Genomic DNA, 18669 nt, shown 5'->3' on the forward strand with positions numbered 1-18669 from the left:
AAGGCATCCAGTGACCGAGCACACCACAGACCGGCAAGCGGCTGTCGCCGCATTCAACGAGTACCGGAACCTGCTGTTCACGGCCGCGTACGACATTCTCGGCAGCGTGTCCGACGCTGAGGACGTAGTGCAGGACACCTGGCTGCGCTGGGAAAAAGTCGACCACGCGAAGGTCGAGCATCCGCGCATCTACATGATGCGGATCACGGTGCATCGCGCGGTCGACCAACTGCGCAAGGCGCGCAGGTCGCGTGTGGACTACGTCGGGCCGTGGTTGCCTGAACCGTTGGTGACCGAGCAGGACGCCGCGGATCGGCTGGAGCGCCAGGGTGGTGTCGCCCTCGGCCTGCTGGTCGTGCTGGAGACGTTGTCACCGCTCGAACGGGCCGCGTTCGTGCTGCGGGAGGCATTCGCCTTCGAGTACGCCGAGATCGCCGGGATGCTGGACAAGTCGCCCGCCGCGGTACGGCAACTGGTGCATCGGGCCCGCGGGCACGTGCATGCCCGGCGTCCGCGCTTCGTCGCGGATCACGAGAACGCGCGGATCGCGGCCGAGCGATTCGTCAACGCGGCCATCGGAGGCAGCCTGTCCGACCTGCTGGACGTGCTCGCTCCGGACGCCACCCTGTGGAACGACGGAGGTGGCAGGGTTCGTGCCGCGTTGCGACCCGTGCACGGTGCGGCCAAGGTAGCTCACTTGATGGCCGCGGTTGGTCCCCGGTTCTCCGACCACGAGATCCGTTGGGTGCACTCCGGCGGTACGCCGACCGCGCTGCTCAGCACAGGTGGCATGCCGGCCGTGGTGGTGACCGTCGAGACCGACCCGTCCGGGAAATGGGTACGCGACATCTACGGCATGGCCAATCCGGACAAGCTCGCTCACCTGACCGGCAGGTGAGGCGTGGAGAGAGGAAGAGAGGACAAGTCGATGACAGACGTCCTGGGGGACTTCGTGCCGCTGCCGCTGGGCACCGAACGCCATGAGCTGCACATCCGGCAGAGCCCGGAATCTGTCTGGACCGCGCTGACGACCCTGTCGCCCGGGGAACTCTCGACGGTTCGACTGCTCATGGGTGTCCGAACGCTGCTTGCCAGACCAGGCACGGGTTTCACCGCCGAGGCACCGAGCATTCTCGACACGATGGCCGACCGGGGCTGGTTCGAACTGGCCAACGAGCCGCACCGCCACGTCGTGCTCGGCTCGATCAGCCAGTTCTGGCGACTGCGGCCAGAGGAATGGCGCCGCAAGTGCACGCCGGAGCAGTTCCGCGACTACGACGAACCCGGCTTCGCCAAGTCGGCGTCGGTCTTCGAACTGATCCCGACAGCGAACGGCACCCTGCTGCGCACAGAGACCCGGGTCACCGCCGCAACCGCGGCCACTAGACGAAAGATGTTGACGTACTGGCGGCTGATCCGCCCGTTCAGCGGAGCGATCCGGCGGGTCATGCTGCGCGCCGTGGCCAGGAAGGCAGCGACCCTCTCGTAACCCAGCTCGACTTCGTGCCGGACTGCCGGGTACTTCCACACTGGCCACAGTAGACTCTGTCACGCCGTGGGAAGTCCCGGCAAGCTCACCCGAATCACTTGAGGTGCCGCGTGCGCACCACCTTCAACTGCCTGCGGTGCACCACAAGGCCTGCCAGCGCGAGCAACGAGACGATCCCGAGCTGCCACCAGGTCTGCGGGCTGCCACCCAGCTCCAGATCGGTTGCGTGGTTGACCGCGTGCAGCGTGTTGGTGATGAAGAACCCGCTCAACGCGATCGACAGCACGTCACGCCACACCAATGCGGCCAGCAGCACGAGGCCGATGCCGATCTGGAAAACCCCCGCGTCGTGCAGGAAGTGCACGTGGTTGGGGAACTGGGCGAACTGCGCGAACCCCGCCGGGTCGATCCGCATCCACACACCGAACACCAGCATCACCATCGCACCGACCACAGTGGCCGATCGAACGAACACCTTGGCTGACAGGCTGTAGCCATCCATCATCTTCTACCTCCTTGCACTCGAACGTCACATGAGTTCCGCGGCACTTCGGACCTCCGCCACACCGTGCCGCGCTGCTCGTGTTCCATGAGCAGTTCCACCGCGTGCGCGGCATCCGCATTCGACGCGCGCTCCAGCAGGTAAAGCCCAAGGTCCAAGCCGGATGGCACACCACATTTCGTTCGCTACCAGGACGCGAGGCCGACGCGACATGTGACAGTCGAGCTCACCCGGTGGACACCAGGGCGATGCCAAGACCCGTGTACACCAGCATGAGCATGAGCATCGGGTAGTGCCCAGCACGCGACTCACCCGCGCGTACCACCCGCAATACCCTGTCGTGTGCGCTGACCACGGCGGCGACATGGCCGAGTACGATCGCGCCGACTTGAACCACGGCGATCAGTGCGGGCGTCAGCATCCGGTAGTCGACGGCGGCCTCACCGACACCGAGAAGGTCCCAGCCCATGCCGAACGGGTCGGTGGCCAGCAGCCAACCTCGCTGCCCCTCGAAGAAGGCGAACGAGAAGTAGTGCGCCACACTGTATCCGACCATGATCGGCACCAGCGAACGCGTGAACTCGTTGTCCACAGCGGACACCTCAGGCCGGAGGTACGGCCTGGTCATCCTGATCGCGTCCCGGTAGGCCAGGAGGTTCAGGACCAGCACGCCCCCGAGCACCACCGACGCAAGCACAGCGGACGGCGGACGCCCGATGACCCGGATGACATCGGTCCACGACGAAAGCCTGCTGATACCGTCGAACATCGTCCCGCCCAGCACCACGAGTGCGAGCACGGTGTGGCCGCGGCTGGCACGGCCGTCACGGGATCCGGCCAGCGGGCCGCGCAACACCAGGCGTCCGTCAGCGCTCCGGCCGAGCGGGGAAAGCGAGGCCAGCAACCCCGAGTACATCTCGAAGGTATCCGCACGGGCGAACCACCGCGGTCCGAACAACGCCCCACCCACCGTGTGCGTCACGGCGTAGACCGTCGCGAAGGTCGCCACCGCCCGCGGGGAATCCGAGTGTGGGAAGGCCAACTCCAGCCACAGGAAAACGACCATGCCGGCAACCGCGAAGGCGTGTCCGGCATCGTCGGACCGCAGATCCCGACGCATGCGGCGAGGGACGCATCGGCGAGCGAGCGCGGCCAGCGACCGCAACGGGTTCACCACCCGCCAGATCGGCCCGAATATCAGCGACACCGGTATCAGGCCGACCCAGAACCACACGTAAAACCATGCCGGTGCGGGATTGCGCGACGAGTCATTCGCGCCGAACCACGCCGTAGCCAGCAAGGCACCGAACGCGACGAGACCGACGGCTCGTAGCAGCGCACGAGTGCTCCTCGCGTCCGTGACTGTCATCAGTGCAATGGGAAGCGGCATCCCTGGCGAGGTGGAACGCGGTCGTGGTCTCAGGGCCGAGACCACGAAGAGCGCGACCAGAACCGCCGCCACACCGGCGTAGAGCGCCAGCCAGAGCGGTACCGGCAGGTCCGACCGTCCACCGATCCCGTGTGCCACAGTCATAACCGCTCCTCTCTCATCGCGTCCAAGAACGGACGGTTGTGACTGTGTGCCTCATCGGGTCACTGGCCATAGTGGATCCATCGGCGCGGCGTGGGCGGGCGCTCAGCTCCGGACAGCGGAATCGAGGCCGAGTCCGATGCGGAGGTTGGGTACCAGCGGGCTCCAGCCGAGCTCGCGTGTCGCCTTGGCATGGGAAACCCGCATGGTGGTGTCGATGAGCAGGCAGCCGAGGTAAGGCACCATCATCCGGATCAACCAGCCGGGGGCCGAGATCGGCCGTGGTGTGCCGTGCGCGGCGGCCACCGTGTCGATGAACTCCTGCCAACTGGCGGGCTGGTCGTCGACGATGTTGTAGGCCGTTCCCGGGTTTCCCTTGGTCAGGGCCACGACGGCGGCCGTGGCCGCGTCGTCCACGTGCACGAAACACGTGGTGCCACACCGCCCGGCCGGCCGGATCGGAGCGCGCTTGCGCAGCAGACCGGCGAACATGTCGCTGAACGCGTTCGGGCCGTAGAACATCCCGTAGCGCAACGCGATTCCCTCGATCCCTTCGGCTTCGAACACCTGCTGCTCGGTCGCCACGGAGCCGTCGACGACCAGGTCCGCGACACTGCCCACGTGCACGCCGAACGGTGCGTCTTCGGTCAGCACGGTCGTACCGTGGTCCCGGTATCCGTAGCCGGTGATCAGCGATTGGGTGACGAACCGGCGAGCCCCCACCACCCGCGCTGCGGCGAGCAGGTGTTCGGTGCCTTGCTTGCGCAGTACGGTGGTCGGGTCGTCCGGACGCAGCTTTCGCTTCGCACTGCGCAGCGCGGTGGCCTGGTGCATCACCGCGTCGATCGCGAGCCCGTCGACCGCTCGGAGCAGACCGTCCCGGTCCACCACGTCGGCCACCACCGGGATCGCACCGAGTTCGGTCACCATCGACCGGTGGGCGGGGTTCCGGATGATCGCGTAGGCCTGATGGCCCTGGGCGGCCATCGCGGTCAGCAACGGCCGCCCGATCGCCCCGGTCCCGCCCGCGACGAGAACCTTCATTCCTTCTTCCTCCCTAGTAGGACGGTTGGTACACAGTGGACTGCGGGTCATCGCCGCACGCGCAGCCGGGTCAGCTCCATGCCGCTCTGGTGCAGTTCGACCTCGAAGACCCCGGGAACGTCGGTGACGAGGGCCAGCGTCGACGGGCGTCCCGCAACGAGAGCGGCCGTGCGGTCGTAACCGTGCAGGTGCAGTTCGTCTGCGACATCGGAGGTCACGACGATCTGGACCGAGTCACCGGTGCGTGCCTCGATCCGGTCAGGCCCGGTGACCTTGTCCCCTTCAACCACGACGAACAGGTGTCGCTGATCCGAGGTGACCGCAGTGTGGTCCTGTCCACAGGCTGAGCTCGCCAGCAGCCCGGCAGCGAGCAAGGCCGTGCCGAATCCACGCTTCATTTGCCCGCCATGTGCACGTGCCGCAGGCCTTCGTGGCAACTCGGATACTCGGGTTCCCACCCAAGTTCCCGCTTGGCCTTCTCGTTGGACAGCCGAATCCGCGTACCCACCATCAGCGCGTGCATGTACGGCGTCGCCCGAAGCAAACAGTCCGGCAGTGTGCGTGGTGCTGGCGCATTGGCCGCCTTCGCGACAGCGGCGACGAAACCGGCGAAGGGGATGGGGTTGTCGTCAACGATGTTGTATGCCTGACCGGCCCGACCCCGTTCGAGGGCCGCGACAGTGGCCGCGGCCGCATCGGCGATGTGGATCGGGCACGTGATCCCGGACGGTCTCGGCATCGGCAGCATCCGTCGTGCGGCCATCGCCATCAGTTTGCGGGTGCTCGGCTCAGGGCCGTAGAACAACCCGTACCGCAGCGCGATCCCCTCGATACCCGTGGCGGCGAACGTCTGCCGCTCGTTGGACCGCATCGACCGCATGTGCCGCTCGAACGCGCCCTTGCCAGGAGGGGCGAACGGATGGTCTTCTGTGAGCGCCGTCTCGCCGTGGTCATGGTAGCCGTAGCCAAGGAAGAACGACTGCGTGACGAACCGGCGTGCGCCGACCGACTCGGCCGCGCGCAACAGGTTCGCCGTCCCCTTCTCGCGCAGATCGTCGGTCGCGTGGAGATCCCGGTGCCGAAGCGGCATGCCGGTGATGGCGGTCGCCTGGTGTATCACCGCGTCGGCGCGACAGCTGTCGAGCGCCTCGAGCAGCCGCTGCTCGTCCATCACGTCGACCACCCGCATCTGGACACCCGCATCCTGCAGCCGACGCGCCCGATCCGCCGACCGAGTCAGTCCGACAACCGTGTGACCGGCTGCACGAAGCCGCGGCACGAGGACACTTCCGAGCGTGCCCGTCGCACCGGCAAGCACGACTCTCATCGCGCCACCTCGTTCCAGCCGGTAGCACACCACATCCGATTACCCCTGAGGCGCATCTGAGGATGATCCTTCCCGCACTGCGGCCTGCGGGTCGGGCCGCTCGATCATTCAGACGAACCAGCGCGGCCACGTGTGACATCCGAAGACGACCGCTTGTTCGCGTGGTGTCACTGAACGGCTGGAAGAGTGCTTGGGTTGACTTACCAGTTCGCTCGACGCGATTCCCAGCGCGGCCCGCGACGACGCCTCGTGTTCGTAGGCCTCAGTGTCGTCACCCGATCAAGGGGCACAACGACCACGTCGGCATCGGCTCAACCGACATCGCCGCCTCGATGCTCGCCTTCCTCAGGCGCCACAACACCCACGCCGAGACCATCGAGTCCCACCGGGGTGCCCTGCCGCCCTACCCACTCCTGCTGCATCGCCTCCACCACGCCCGGCGGATGATCAACGGCTCATTAGCAGCACGACCGACCACGAACCGTGGCTACCAGACCACTTCTGACACGAGTCACGGCATGGCCGTCGACGTCAAGACTCACCACCGTCAAGACTCACCGCGGACGCGCCGTCGTCGGTTGGCGCCAAGTTCTGGACGGTCACGAGCACTGATGGTGGACCGATGGCGCCGGATACCAGATCCAACCTCCACGAGGCGTCAGCGCTGACGCTTCTGGCACAGAGTGGCGGACGGTGACGTGGGCGTTGGCGTTGACGACCACCACCGCGCCGGAGTTTGTGCCGCCGAGTCAGCGTTGCCCCCTGTGCTGGTGCCCACGGGTGTGGCAGTGCTCTGTGTTTGCTGCAGTTTCTTTGATTGCGATCGTCGGCCGGTAATCCGCAATTCAATCTACGGAGCCGTCGAGAAAGGCGTGACGGTCGTTCACCCCACACTTTCCGGGCCAGTTGGATTGTTCGCTTCGAAACTGATCATCGCCTAAGTCGCCTCGACCAGCTGACGACATGTTCGTCTCAACGTTGCTTCAATACATGGCCGATGGTGTCATTTGTCGTCGCGTCATCAATGGCGCGTTGCTCCTCGAAAGATTCTTCACGCACATACTCACAGGTGACTGTGCCGAAGCCGTTCGTGACGCCTGTTCAGGGCAGCCGCCCGTCGAACACAGCCAGACACCGACCAGATCCAGGCCGCCATAGCCGCTGAGCACGCACGGGCCCCATCCGCTGAGGCCACCGAGTGGGTGGTCATCGCCGAGCTTTATGCCGCGCTGGAGGAACTTGATCCGTCGCCGGTCGTGGCGCTCAACCGTACTGTCGCGCTCGCCATGGCGACCACGCCCCAGGCCGGTTTGGAGCTGCTCGCCAAGATCTGCGCGCTTGACCTGGTCGAACCCGGTCGAGAAGCGGCACCTGCAAGCGAGCAAGGCTTGCCGCCCTTGACTGGCTCGAAGACTTCGCTGTCGGTGTCGAGTTCTGCGATCGGTTGGCGTCCTTGCTGTGAACGCGGGTTGGAGCGAAGGTCTCCGACGCCTGCGCTGTCGGCGACAGGGCCCGCATCTCACACCGATGGAAAGGGAGATTTGTTATGACAGCTCAATTGGTTTGGTTCGAGTTGGCCAACCCGGACACCAACCGTGCCCGCGAGTTTACGGATCCTTGGTGGGCTGGAAGTTCAGCGACTTTGGCGGCATGGACTACCAGATGGTTGATGGCGCCCAGCCCGGGGGCGCAGTGACCGCTGGCGAGGGCAAACGCCCAGTTGTCCACTTCTCCACCGACGACATCGACGCTTCGGTAACCAAGGTCAAGGAACTCGGCGGCACCGCCGGCGACGTGCCGGAAATCCCTGGGGTCGGCCGGATGGCGCATTGCCAGGACGACCAGGGCACGACTATCGGCCTCTACCAGCCGACGCAGGCATGACAAGCACAACCAACCAGTCAGGGAGGTACGTCGTCACATGACGAATCAAATTGAGCTCGTTGCGCGCACCCTTGCCGAGCGCCGTTCCGCAGCGCAGGAGCGCGTGCAGGCCAGCAGCCAGTTCTGGCTCGCATCGGGCAGCAGTCAGGGGCCACATCTCATCCCGGTCGCATACGTCTGGGACTCGGGCGAATTCGTCACGGCCACTTTCGAGAGAAGCCGCACCGTCAGCAACCTCAAGCGAACAAGCCACGCCCGGATCGCGCTCGGTGACACGACGGATGTCGTGATGGTCGACGCTCGCGCCCGGTTCGTCCCGGTTCCCGCGATCGATCCGAACCTCGCTGATCGATACGCTGAGGTCTCCCATGATCCGCGCAGTATGCCCGGGTTCGTCTATATTCGCCTAACGCCAGAACGGATCCAGGTTTGGAATGGATTTCACGAATTCTCCGGACGAACAGTCATGCAGAATTCTCAGTGGCTAACCGCTCCCGTCGACTAGACCGAGAATTGTTTGCGGATCGCGCCACGGATATGTCTGCGCTCCAGAAGCCGCAGGCGTCTGGGCTCCCGCCGCCGGGCTTCGTGGTCGGTCAGGGCGAGCATCTGGGTCCAGGCGGTGAGGTTCCGGCGCGAGGGCGACGGTTGCGACCCAGATCCGGTTGTGGGCGAAGCCGTGCAAGGGCAGGTTGGTCAGCCCGGTGGTCTTGGCGGCGCGGATGCGGTCCTCGGCGCGGGCCCGGCGGCGGTGGCGCAGTTCCAGATCCGGCATCTGTCCGCGGGGTGTGTTGGTGGCGAACGCGGTCAGCCGGAGTCCATCCGCGTCGGTGAACCGCCACTGCGCGCGGGGGTGGGGTCGTTCCTTGCGGATCGACCCCGCATCCCTTTCGGCCATCCCGACAGGTCGAGCACGCCGGTGGCCTCGGCGCCCCAAGGGCAAAGTCACACGTTTCAACTCCCGCTGTGGTGCAGCCGAACAGGGGGCAGCAGCTGGACGGCCTGGGCGAGCCGATCTGGAACGACGGCGCGTCGCTGTACCTCGACGCGCACGAGGGTTTCCTGCGGGCTTCGCTGGCGCCCGTCGATGGACTTCGAACTGGACACAGGCATGCTCCTGCGTGAGGGCGATGTTCAGGAGTTTCTCCAGGCTGCCTACGACACCGAGATCGTGGACATACATATCTCGCATACCGCCACCGACCGTCTGATCCCGATCACGTGCGCGGCCCAGGGAATCCGCGCGGTGCTGAACGCCGAATTCGATCTGATCACCCGCCCGGCGCCAGCTTCGACGTCGATATCTAGTATCGACTCGGGCAGGTCGGTGCCGAGCCTGTCGGGGCGTACCTCGGTGTCGCACGCGACTCAGTTTGGTGGCATTTCTTCAGCGGTCCGGCGAATTCTGCCGAGGCGTATCCCGTGCCGCCGTGGTTACCCAGCTGCGTCTTGGGCATGGCGCCGTTTCGGCGCGAGCACCCGCCGCCTCCAAAACTGCTGAACCGGCCGTCCACCACCGAAGCACCAGATGGCGATCACCGGATCGCAGATGGCACAGCCAAGGGACGAGGTGTGGGCGAAGGGGAGGATCGGGGTGCCCTTGATGTGGTGAACCACGTCCAAGGCGGTGTGCAGGAGCCAGGCGATCCCGATGTAGGTCCAGGACTCCAGGCCGCGGTACGCGCAGTAGGTCACTGCGGCGGTGAATGCGATCTCCCACGGCCCGAACCCGCCGCTGCTGAGATACGCGGCTCCGGCGCCCGCGACCATGATCGCGTTGAAGCGGCGGCGGTGCGGCTCGGCGATGAGGGAGTTGGCGAGGACGTAGAGGATGCCGATGAGGACGGCGGAAACGACGATCACGACCTGAAGCTAACGGCGGCCACGCGCCACCGGAACGGGCTGAACTGCCATCTTCTACCGGATTCTCGCCAGCTACAGTCCGGTGGTGCACACGGTGGCGGTTCTCGCGCTGGACCAGGTCATCCCGTTCGACCTGGCTACGCCGATCGAGGTCTTCACACGGACCCGCCTGCCCGACGGCCGGGAGCCGTACCAGGTGCTGATCTGCGGCGTTACGCCGACCGTGCACGCGGGCGCGTTCACACTGCAGCCGCCGCACGGGCTGGACGCGCTGGCCGAGGCGGACACGATCGTCCTCCCCGGCTGTGCCGACCCCGCACCCGTGCCGGAAAAGGTCCTCGACGCGCTCCGACAGGCCGCTGCGCGGGGAGCCCGGCTCGCTTCGATCTGCTCTGGTGCCTTCGTCCTCGCCGCCACGGGACTGCTCGACGGGCTGCGAGCGACCACGCACTGGCGTGCCGCGGGTGCCCTCACCGCGCTCCGCCCCGCGATCGAGGTCGATTCCGGTGTGCTGTACGTGGACAACGGACAGTTCCTCACGTCGGCGGGTGCCGCGGCTGGGCTGGACCTGTGCCTGCACATGATCCGCCGTGACCACGGTTCGGCCGTCGCCGCCGACGCGGCCCGCCTGTCGGTGATGCCGCTCGAACGCGAGGGCGGGCAGGCGCAGTTCATCGTCCACGACCAGCCGCCCGCGCCGCGGGGCTCCGTGCTGGAACCGCTGCTGCGGTGGCTACAGGACAACGCCGCGCACAATCTCACACTGGCGAAGATCGCGGACCACGCGGGAATGAGCCCGCGCACCCTCAACCGCCGTTTCCGCGAGCAGACTGGCACCACACCGCTGCAGTGGCTGCACCTGGCCCGCATCCGCCAGGCGCAGCACCTGCTGGAGACAACCGACCACGCGATCGACCGCATCGCCGGCGAAGTCGGCTTCGGCTCGCCGACCGCGTTCCGCGACCGGTTCAGGCGCGTCGTCGGCACCAGCCCCCGTGGCTACCGCGCCGCCTTCCGGGGCTGAGCCACGCACGTGCTCCGGTGAACGGCTCCAGGATGTCCGGCTTCGTGCGGTGCGGCGGGATCCACCAGCACCACCGGTCCGCTGCTGTTGGTGTCTCGCTGGGACCACCACGAACAGATCACCAGCCCGCTGATGCCGTTTGCGGGTCGCGCAGGGGAATGCCGTAGTCGGTGGCGAGTGCGACGAGCGACCAGCCACGGTTGACGTAAAGCTCCCGGAAAGTCTGTTCGGGCAGTCGTTCCCGCAGCTGTGTCTGAAGGGTGTCGACGGCGGTGGGTGGCTGGTGAGTGAGCAGGCAACGCGGCGTCGAAGGTGTCAGGATCGGCTCCAGGCAGGTCGAGCCCGTCGGCGAGCTCGTGGGGTGCGGCCGCGGTACGGGTCGAGCGCAGGACCATTGTGGCGACGGCCGTGATCTCCACACCGTAGTGCTGGATCGTGCGCCACTCCGTGCGCAGGAACTCCAGCGCCAAGTCCGGGTCGCGCGGCGATACCCCGATCGGGACCACCACATCGGCAGCAGCCGACGCAAAGATTCACGCCAACACCGTCAACACCCTGGAGCAGGCAGGTGACCCTATTTCGCGGTGTTGATCATCGTGCTCCAGATCTGCTCCAGATCCGTCAACAACCATCCACTAGGATAGAGAAAAAGATCAGCCTCCGACCCTGCGCCCGCAGGTCGGAGGCTGATTTCTGAAAATTCAACAACTGTGGAGCTGAGGGGATTCGAACCTCTGCCCCCACTACCAGCGTAGTTCGGGTAAGACCACTGACCAGTACCTTTTCGAATCCGCAGGAAAACACGGTTCCATTCGCTGCAATTGAGACCAGTTGAGTGCAGTTCAGGCCACATGTACTCTCCAGGTTTTCTCCACGTATAGCAGTGTGAAACTCCAACAGGCGCCAACTGCCACCAACGAGACGCTCTTAATCAACAGCTTAGTTTAGAGCGTGTCTCATGTGGCGGCTTTTTCGGAGTTTCTTGTAGCAGGTGAGCGTGGCGGCGAGGGTGAGGAAGGCGCAGAAGTGGTTGGCGTAGCGGTCGTAGCGGATGTTGAGTCGGTGATAGCCGAACAGCCAGGCGACGGATCGTTCGACCACCCAACGGTGTTTGCCCAGCTTGGTGCTCGATTCGATTCCTTTGCGAGCGATACGCACGACGATGCCCTGGTCCCGCACCCACCGTCGGAGGTCGATCTGGTCGTAGGCCTTGTCGCCGTGCAGCTTGGCGGGTGTGCGGCGGCGGGGTCCGCGCCGAGACCTGACCGCGGGGATCGCCATCACCAAGGGTTTGAGGGCGTAGGAGTCGTTGGTGTTGGCGGCGGACACCGCCACCGACAACGGGATCCCAGCGCAGTCGGTCAGCACGTGGATCTTCGATCCGGTCTTGCCGCGGTCGACTGGGTTCGGCCCGGTCATAGGTCCCCTTTTTTGGCCCTGACCGATGCTCCGTCCAGGACCGCCCGTGACCAGTCGATCAGGCCCTGGCTGCCCAACTCGTCCAGCACCGCGCGGTGCAACCGACGCCACAAACCGGCTTTGGTCCACTCGGTGAACCGACGATGTGCCGTGGGCACGGTGACCCCGAACGACAACGGCAACAGCCGCCAGGCGCAACCACTGGTCAACACGAACACGATCGCGGTGAACACCGCACGATCATCCACCGGCGCGGTCCCGCCGCCCTGCGGACGTACACCAAACCCTGGAATCAACGGCCGCGCCAACGCCCACAACTCATCCGGCACCAACCGCCGCGACAGATCATCCACCACCTGAATGATCATGACACACATGATCAACCACGTGAGACACCCTCTTAGTGCCTGGTCGGATACTCGATTCAGTGCCGGTGCGGGCCTTGCTGTCGCATCGCCAGCCCGGCCCCCGCGTCCGGCGGCTATTGTGGCCACATGTTCCGTCGCAAGCCGGTAGTGCAGAATGAGATCGTCGCACGCCACATGCAAAAGTTCATACGAGATCTTCGTAGGGTGCAGCGGCCAGATCCACAGAGGGTGGCGAGAAGCTACGGAGAATTCCTGTGGGACTATCGCGGTAATACTCTCGCTGAGGATAAGATACAATCAAGGTCGCGTTTTTATATTGGTTTGTCGATCGACGGCAACAATGGGTCCCTGAGTGATATCACCAAGCGCGCGACCCTCGTATCGGACACCCTCATGCTCACACATAATTGGACTGGAGATTATGACAGCCTCAACCGAACGATAAAATCACCCCCGGCTCCGGTGGTCCTATCGGCGATCGCCGGGAGAGATGCTGTCCGCGCTGCAGGTCACCGAGTGTCCGAGTGGGATCGGGAACACCTGGAAGAGAATTACGGGATGTACTGTCCAAGCCTTGACGAGCTCGGGCGATGGATCCTCGACGCCGAACCACTGCTTGAGGCGGGACTGGTCTGGTACCTGCCCAGCTATGCGATCGCCAAGCATCGGGTAACAAACCGAGTCACAAGCTCAATCGAAAAATTGACGCGCGTGTGGGCGGTCGACTACTTGATCCGAGACGGTCGGGCGGTCGACGCTTCCGGCGCGGATCCCGTGAAAAGTCAGCTTGTCCGTCCCATAATCCGTATGGATCTGCCGTTCATCGAAGGGGTCTCTCTCCGAGAATTCAGTAAGATAACGACCGAGCAGTTCGCCGGCTACTCCGCGTTCCGCGACTTTCTTCGGCAGATTTTCCTGAACATGGACACGGCAGTGAACGACGTCCAGTCGGACCGGGAGCTCCTCAAACTGGGTTTGCAGATCAACGACCAGGTCCGGTCGGTACGCGACCAGATGGAGACGGCGCGTAAGAGGACGGCGGTAGGTGCCACAGGGGCCGTGCTCGGATCCGTGAGTGCGGTACTTGTGGCCGTGTACGGGCCTGCATTGGCAGGAGCTGTGGCAGCAGCCATCGGTGCGACCGGCGGTCTATGGGGCATAGTGCATGCTGCGGCAGAGAACAGCAGAAAGGATCTCCGCGAAGACAAGTGGAACTACGTCTGGGTGTTGGCGAAAGAAGCCAATATTCCTGGCCGCTGAGCTTGTCTTTCGTCGCGGTTCTGGACAAAGGCCCGTACCGAAACGAGGACGAGCCGGAGCCCTCGTCGAACGGCGCGCACAGCCGAGCCTGCCCTCACATCACCTGCCGGTGATCACCCAGCCCTCGCGTCCTTGACCGACCAGTCGAGGTGCAGATAAGCACTTCGGATCAGAAGCGAGGCCCCGCAAGGAAACTTATCACGCAACTGGTCGCCCGAGCTTGGCGATCTGGGCCGTCCGGCCCGCGTGCTGAACTGCATGGGCCTGCGCGCCGAGGAGTCACGGGCACGGCTGAAGAAGTTCGGGCAATGTTGCGATGACTGCATCACTGTGACCTTCGAAGCTTTGTGGCGGTGAGGTTTCAGCGCTTTGTGGCGTACGCCTGAGACGTTGCCAGGTTGCGATAGCTGACGTTCGCCGAGTCGTGCACGATGTTGAGGGCATGAGCGAACCACCCATCCCGCCCGATGGGCCAGCCCTCGATGAACCACGACCGACACGGCCGGTACTTCGGCCGATCCCGCGGTGGGTAGTCGCGATCGGCTTTCCGGTGATGGTGCTGGTCGCAGTGGCGGCGGTGTGGCTGTTGCTCGGCTTCGGCCTGGACCGTGACCGGCTGGATGCGATCCGCACCGGCGGGACGCTCGGTGTCGGCTTGGGCGGTGTGGTGGTGCTGTGGCTGGCCGTCCGCCGACAGCGCTCCACCGAGCTGGATCTGCTGCAGAAGTACGAGGCCCACCAGTTGGCCGAACGCGTCGCGGCGCACGCCCGGGAAGACGCCGTTGAGCGGCGGATCACCGAGCTGTACACGAAGGCGGTCGAGCAGCTCGGTTCCGAGAAGGCACCGGTGCGGTTGGGTGGTCTCTACGCCCTGGAGCGCCTGGCAAACAACAACTTTGGGCAACGGCAGCCTATCGTCAACGTGCTCTGTGCGTATCTTCGCATGCCCTACACCCTGCCGGACGCACAGCTTGCCGATGACGCCGACGATACGACTCGGGCAATTCATGAGCAGCGTGTGCAGGAACGGGAGGTGCGTCTTGCCGCGCAACGCATCCTCTCCGCACACCTCCGCCCTGACCCAAATTTTGACCAGCCTGATGAAACGTTCTGGGCCGGCATGGATCTTGACCTGGCTGGTGCCACTCTCATCAACTTGCAGTTCCAGAACTGCCGTATCAACAACTGCACGTTCGACGGCGCCGAGTTCACCGGGCCCGCCCGGTTCGACGGCGCGGAGTTCACCGAGGAAGCCGTGTTCATCAGCGCGAAGTTCACCGGGCAGGGCCGGTTCGACAGCGTGGAGTCCACCGGGGCCGCCCGGTTCGACGGCGCGAAGTTTGTCGGGGACGCCCTGTTCGCCAGCGCGGAGTTCGCCGGGTCCACCGGGTTCGCCAGCGCGGAGTTCCCCGGGTTCACCAAGTTCGACGGCGCGGAATTCGCCTTGGAACCCCAGTTCGACGGCGTGACGTTCCACAGGGGGACGCCGCCGGAAGTCGCGCGGTTCATGGACGGACAGCCAGGTGCCCCAGCGGACGCGTAAGCGGTGCGGCGATGTCGTGAGGTCGAGTGAGAGTGGCAACTTGCGATAACGTTTGCTTCCCGCAAATTACTGTTCCTGCTGGTGGTGGACCTCCTCTGCTGTGTCGGCGAGGGCTCGGTACACCGAGGCCACCGACGGATGCTCGCCCGTGTTCTTCCCGGTCGCGATCTTGAGCTTTTTCGCGATCTCCGGCACCTTGACGCCCTTGTCGCGCAGTGCGCGGGCGAAGGCCAGCATGTCTTCATCGATCACCTTCGGCCGGCCGCCGTGGTTGCCTTTGGCCGCGGCGGCCTGCTGGCCCTCAAGGGTCTTCTCGCGGATGTAGTTGCGGTCCAGCTGCGTGGAGTTGGCCAGCACGGCGAACAGCATCGACCCGGCGCCGTTCGGGTCGTAGATCCCCGACAGCGGGCCGGTGAGCAGTTCGAGCTGGATGCCCGCGGCTTGGAGGTCGGTAGCCAGGGCCATCAGTTCACCGGCGTTGCGGGCCGGGCGTTTGAATTCGTGCACGGTGAAGATGACCGGCTGGTGTGGTGCGGCCTGCTTGATCTGGTGCGCCAGCGCCAGCGCCTTCTCGAACTCAGGGCGCACGGAGATCCGGGAACTGATCTTCTCGGAGAAGATCGTGCGGCAGCGGGCTTTGCGCAGTGCCTCGATCTGGATGTCCAGGTCTTGCTGGGCGGTGGAGCAGCGGGCGTAGCCGATTCGAATCGGATCGCCGGGCTGCTCGACGACCTCGTCGACGAGCTCCGGCCCCGGCGTCGAGGGCGAGCCGGGCTGGCGGTCAGGCGGCACGATCACCGCGAGTTCCTCGCGTAGGGCGGGCACGAGGGTGAACCGGCCGGTGTGGTACTTCGCCGCGACCTTCCCAGCTCGGGTTCGGCATACACTGCCGGGCGCGGCCGAGCACATCGGGCACGCGTGCCGCTCAACGGCGCTTACCGCTTCCTCAGATGTGAGTTTCATTCACGTCACTGCTCGCAAAACCGCTTCGCATAACCCTACGGTTCTGAGAGACATTTTGCGAATCGCGACCTGGGTGAACGAGGTCCGATCCGGATGTCGATGTCCGAAGTCGTCTGCGCGGATGTCCCGAAGTCCTTTGCACGTCCCGCTGTTGCGGCTGGGGTGCCCAGATTCGCGCCTGCCGGGGAAGCCGCGATTGCGGGAGGACGGCCGCGTGTTGCTCTACAAGCCGTCGGCTGCCGCGGCCTACCGTTGACGGGAAACAGTCCTTGATGTGTTGGAGCGTCAGCCTTGGCCGGAGTCGACTATCACGCTGGCTGCGGGTCCTACGTCCGCCTGAGCGCAAAGGATTTCCAGCATCCTGCGGCGGCGATTTGGGCGTTCGAGGACATGGACCACCCGGCGACGCTCAAGTACCCCGGTGTCAAGGTGGAGAGCTGCGAGCTGGCTGCTGGGCATGAAGGGCTGTGCGAGGTCTTCGTCGACATCCCGATGCACGGTGACCAGATGACGTACTGGCTGCAATGGCAGAAGGCCGAGGAGATAGCCGAGAGCACGAGTGGATCAGCGGCGCGGCCTGTCCTGCGGAGAGCGCCAATGGGTGGTACTGCACACGCCCGACTGGCCATGACGAAGGCCACGTGTTCCTGAGTCGCTGACGCCAGGCCTCCGGCTGCTACGACCTCAACGACGTGGACGAGGACTTCCGCTCGTCGACGTCGGCCTGGTCGTGGTCGCGCAACATGCATGACCGTGGCCGGATGCTGGCCTCGCTTGTTGCCGTGGGAGATCACCAGGCGTGCGGCGATGTCGCGCAGGCTCAGGCCCTGCTGATCGCGAAGGTGCAGGGCGTGGGACAGCATCGCTGATGACGCTAAGAAAGACTGGTCCTGTCGCTGATTGCGTGATCAACTTTGTGGGTCCGTTGTGTACGTCGTCCACGGGTCTGCGATCATGATCAGCCGGGGCACAGCTCGTAGAAACGCCAGAGGTGCTGCAGCTCAGCTGGAATTTCCGAACCTTGGTAAGGCGGGCGCTCGGTGAAACCGCGGGATTCGTAGAGGCGGTGGGCCCGGTCCATGAACCGGTTGGTGTCCAGCCGGACAGTCCGGGCACCGAACTCCTCGCAGGCGCGTTCCAGTAACCAGTCCAGCAGTTGCGAGCCCAGGTGCCCACCCCATTGCCCGGGACGCACGAACATCCGCTTGATCTCCACGGCGCCGTCATCCTGCGTACGCAGCGCCGCGACGCCGACGGGGACGTCCTCAACCTCGATGAGAGCGATCAGCCCCGATGGTCTACGAAACGGCGCGAGTGCCGCGCCGGTGTGCTGGGCATCGGCAGCCATGGCGAAACCGTAAGTGCGCTCGAACGTGGTAAGCGCCCACGTCATGTACTCCGTCATGAGCTCGAGCACGACAGCGTCGTCCAGGGCGGTTGCTTCACGGATTCGTGCTGGAGCCAAGGTTCTTTCCTCTCACGAGCCTCAGCCGGACGCCGAGTCTTAAGTAGATTGTGCCGACACGAAGACCTCTTCTGCCACGCGACGGCGTCTTCGTGCCACGACACACAGCGCTGGCGGCCATCGGCACAGGGGGCCGCGGTCGTCCTCGGTGACGCCTTCTGCGGTGTCCACCATGCCACCGCGAGGCGGGATACCGTCGGAAAGATCGGGACAACTACCGGGATGCCCAGCCGGGCCACTGTCATCAGGGCAACAAATGCCGCCTTGACCTGCTGAATAGCTGCTGACTTCGTAGGTTCAAGGGCGGCGTGTCGTCGGCGGTTGCCCGTTTTCTGAACTGGCTCACCGATCAGGGCGTCACCAGCCTCGGCGAGGTGAGCACCGACCACTGCGAGGCATACCTGGCCTACCGGCGCTACCTGCTCGACGAGAACAACCACGTCGTCGGCAAACGCAGCCCCGCGACCCGTCGAGCCGCCGCCCAAACCGTCGTCGATTTGATCACCCAGGTCAGGCATGCCGACCGAAAGTGGTCGCACACGCACGAGGACCACGTCTTCACCTCCACGCTGCCCGCCGATGAGATCACGCGACTGCTGGCCCCACTGACGCGGGTCTCCCTCGGGCTGCTGGCCCGCCAGGCAGGGTTCACCCAGTTCTGGCGGCAGTGGATTCCGCACCTGCGCGACCAGATCGAAGCAACCCTGAACGTCGTCGGAGGCGAGAAACCGTTCGCTCGCAACGCTTCCGTCGTCGACCGCGCGGACGAGGACGGCACCCTCACCTGGACACTTCCGCTGGACCGCTTGGAAGCCATCGCGGTCGTCGGAATCGTCCGCACTGCCGCGATCATCCTGGCCCAACTCGCCGCGCAACACGACGAGATCGCACGCCTCCGTCGACGCGGCGAAACATCCAGCAACGTTCACAAGCTCCAGGTTCGCACTGCAAGCAGTGAGCCATGCAGCTGACCGCTGCGGGTCACCG

Annotated in this window: 21 protein-coding genes and 1 pseudogene; 12 read left to right on the forward strand and 10 right to left on the reverse strand. The window is 65.0% G+C overall.

Annotated elements, in window-relative coordinates:
* The first annotated feature begins 10 nt into the window (after positions 1-10).
* Entirely contained in the window at positions 11-898 is an 888-nt protein-coding gene (gene sigJ, locus ALI144C_RS22545; protein WP_076989092.1) for an RNA polymerase sigma factor SigJ, read from the forward strand.
* Between the two features lie 30 nt (positions 899-928).
* On the forward strand, positions 929-1489 hold the full coding sequence (locus ALI144C_RS22550) for a hypothetical protein (protein WP_076989093.1): 561 nt from the start codon (positions 929-931) through the stop codon (positions 1487-1489).
* Positions 1490-1583: 94 nt separating this feature from the next.
* Here the strand turns inward: ALI144C_RS22550 and ALI144C_RS22555 are convergent, their stop codons facing one another.
* The 5 genes from ALI144C_RS22555 to ALI144C_RS22575 form a co-directional block, all read right to left on the reverse strand.
* Entirely contained in the window at positions 1584-1994 is a 411-nt protein-coding gene (locus tag ALI144C_RS22555) for a hypothetical protein (protein WP_076989094.1), read from the reverse strand.
* 223 nt (positions 1995-2217) lie between these two features.
* Complete coding sequence (locus ALI144C_RS22560; RefSeq protein WP_076989095.1) at positions 2218-3525, reverse strand: hypothetical protein; 1308 nt, start codon at positions 3523-3525, stop codon at positions 2218-2220.
* Between the two features lie 102 nt (positions 3526-3627).
* On the reverse strand, positions 3628-4566 hold the full coding sequence (locus tag ALI144C_RS22565; protein WP_076989096.1) for an NAD-dependent epimerase/dehydratase family protein: 939 nt from the start codon (positions 4564-4566) through the stop codon (positions 3628-3630).
* Positions 4567-4613: 47 nt separating this feature from the next.
* On the reverse strand, positions 4614-4964 hold the full coding sequence (locus tag ALI144C_RS22570; RefSeq protein ID WP_076989097.1) for a hypothetical protein: 351 nt from the start codon (positions 4962-4964) through the stop codon (positions 4614-4616).
* A complete protein-coding gene (locus ALI144C_RS22575) occupies positions 4961-5893 on the reverse strand; it encodes an NAD-dependent epimerase/dehydratase family protein (protein WP_076989169.1) in 933 nt (310 codons plus the stop codon). Before ALI144C_RS22575 ends, ALI144C_RS22570 begins: the two co-directional genes overlap by 4 nt.
* Positions 5894-7095: 1202 nt before the next feature.
* Between ALI144C_RS22575 and ALI144C_RS58690 the strand changes: the two genes are divergently transcribed.
* From ALI144C_RS58690 to ALI144C_RS22585, 3 genes are all read left to right on the forward strand, one after another.
* Positions 7096-7443, forward strand: a complete 348-nt coding sequence (locus ALI144C_RS58690) for a hypothetical protein (protein WP_143230783.1) — start codon at positions 7096-7098, stop codon at positions 7441-7443.
* A gap of 70 nt (positions 7444-7513) precedes the next feature.
* Positions 7514-7777: a hypothetical protein gene (locus ALI144C_RS22580; protein ID WP_083753275.1), complete on the forward strand. Its 264-nt coding sequence runs from the start codon at positions 7514-7516 to the stop codon at positions 7775-7777.
* Positions 7778-7814: 37 nt separating this feature from the next.
* Entirely contained in the window at positions 7815-8282 is a 468-nt protein-coding gene (locus ALI144C_RS22585; RefSeq protein ID WP_076989098.1) for a pyridoxamine 5'-phosphate oxidase family protein, read from the forward strand.
* Positions 8283-8332: 50 nt separating this feature from the next.
* On the opposite strand, the pseudogene ALI144C_RS22590 reads toward ALI144C_RS22585, so the two are convergent.
* Positions 8333-8713 (reverse strand): annotated as a pseudogene (locus tag ALI144C_RS22590) (transposase); the annotation flags it as partial.
* Positions 8714-8743: 30 nt separating this feature from the next.
* Here ALI144C_RS22590 and ALI144C_RS56395 point away from each other — a divergent pair.
* The gene (locus tag ALI144C_RS56395) at positions 8744-8902 is read left to right on the forward strand and encodes a hypothetical protein (protein WP_193441213.1); all 159 of its coding nucleotides are present in this window, start codon (positions 8744-8746) and stop codon (positions 8900-8902) included.
* A gap of 309 nt (positions 8903-9211) precedes the next feature.
* Here ALI144C_RS56395 and ALI144C_RS22595 read toward each other — a convergent pair whose 3' ends face one another.
* Positions 9212-9637, reverse strand: coding sequence for a DUF6010 family protein (locus tag ALI144C_RS22595; RefSeq protein ID WP_083753293.1), 426 nt, complete (start codon positions 9635-9637; stop codon positions 9212-9214).
* A gap of 88 nt (positions 9638-9725) precedes the next feature.
* Here ALI144C_RS22595 and ALI144C_RS22600 point away from each other — a divergent pair, with 88 nt between their 5' ends.
* Positions 9726-10664 carry a GlxA family transcriptional regulator gene (locus tag ALI144C_RS22600; protein ID WP_076989170.1) on the forward strand — a complete coding sequence of 313 codons (939 nt, stop codon included), beginning with the start codon at positions 9726-9728 and terminating at the stop codon, positions 10662-10664.
* A gap of 939 nt (positions 10665-11603) precedes the next feature.
* Here ALI144C_RS22600 and ALI144C_RS53440 read toward each other — a convergent pair.
* Positions 11604-12451 (reverse strand): IS5 family transposase gene (locus ALI144C_RS53440; RefSeq protein ID WP_237774260.1). Its coding sequence is split into 2 segments (ribosomal slippage): positions 11604-12091 and positions 12091-12451, totalling 849 coding nucleotides; the frame shifts between segments, so codons are not numbered across the junction.
* A gap of 126 nt (positions 12452-12577) precedes the next feature.
* Here ALI144C_RS53440 and ALI144C_RS22615 point away from each other — a divergent pair.
* Together ALI144C_RS22615 and ALI144C_RS22620 are read left to right on the forward strand one after the other, a co-directional pair.
* On the forward strand, positions 12578-13711 hold the full coding sequence (locus ALI144C_RS22615; RefSeq protein ID WP_143230784.1) for a hypothetical protein: 1134 nt from the start codon (positions 12578-12580) through the stop codon (positions 13709-13711).
* Positions 13712-14264: 553 nt separating this feature from the next.
* Complete coding sequence (locus ALI144C_RS22620; protein ID WP_076989102.1) at positions 14265-15254, forward strand: pentapeptide repeat-containing protein; 990 nt, start codon at positions 14265-14267, stop codon at positions 15252-15254.
* A gap of 66 nt (positions 15255-15320) precedes the next feature.
* Here ALI144C_RS22620 and ALI144C_RS22625 read toward each other — a convergent pair whose 3' ends face one another.
* The gene (locus tag ALI144C_RS22625; RefSeq protein ID WP_083753276.1) at positions 15321-16217 is read right to left on the reverse strand and encodes a recombinase family protein; all 897 of its coding nucleotides are present in this window, start codon (positions 16215-16217) and stop codon (positions 15321-15323) included.
* A gap of 291 nt (positions 16218-16508) precedes the next feature.
* On the opposite strand from ALI144C_RS22625, the gene ALI144C_RS22630 reads away from it, so the two are divergent.
* Both ALI144C_RS22630 and ALI144C_RS55655 read left to right on the forward strand, forming a co-directional pair.
* Complete coding sequence (locus ALI144C_RS22630; protein ID WP_076989103.1) at positions 16509-16868, forward strand: hypothetical protein; 360 nt, start codon at positions 16509-16511, stop codon at positions 16866-16868.
* Positions 16869-16909: 41 nt separating this feature from the next.
* Positions 16910-17086 carry a hypothetical protein gene (locus ALI144C_RS55655; RefSeq protein ID WP_168211319.1) on the forward strand — a complete coding sequence of 59 codons (177 nt, stop codon included), beginning with the start codon at positions 16910-16912 and terminating at the stop codon, positions 17084-17086.
* Between the two features lie 89 nt (positions 17087-17175).
* Here ALI144C_RS55655 and ALI144C_RS22635 read toward each other — a convergent pair whose 3' ends face one another.
* Positions 17176-17682: a GNAT family N-acetyltransferase gene (locus tag ALI144C_RS22635; protein WP_143230786.1), complete on the reverse strand. Its 507-nt coding sequence runs from the start codon at positions 17680-17682 to the stop codon at positions 17176-17178.
* 308 nt (positions 17683-17990) lie between these two features.
* On the opposite strand from ALI144C_RS22635, the gene ALI144C_RS22640 reads away from it, so the two are divergent.
* The gene (locus tag ALI144C_RS22640) at positions 17991-18653 is read left to right on the forward strand and encodes a hypothetical protein (protein ID WP_076989105.1); all 663 of its coding nucleotides are present in this window, start codon (positions 17991-17993) and stop codon (positions 18651-18653) included.
* The last annotated feature ends 16 nt before the right edge of the window (positions 18654-18669 follow it).

The organism is Actinosynnema sp. ALI-1.44, from assembly GCF_001984155.1.
Classification (GTDB): domain Bacteria; phylum Actinomycetota; class Actinomycetes; order Mycobacteriales; family Pseudonocardiaceae; genus Kibdelosporangium.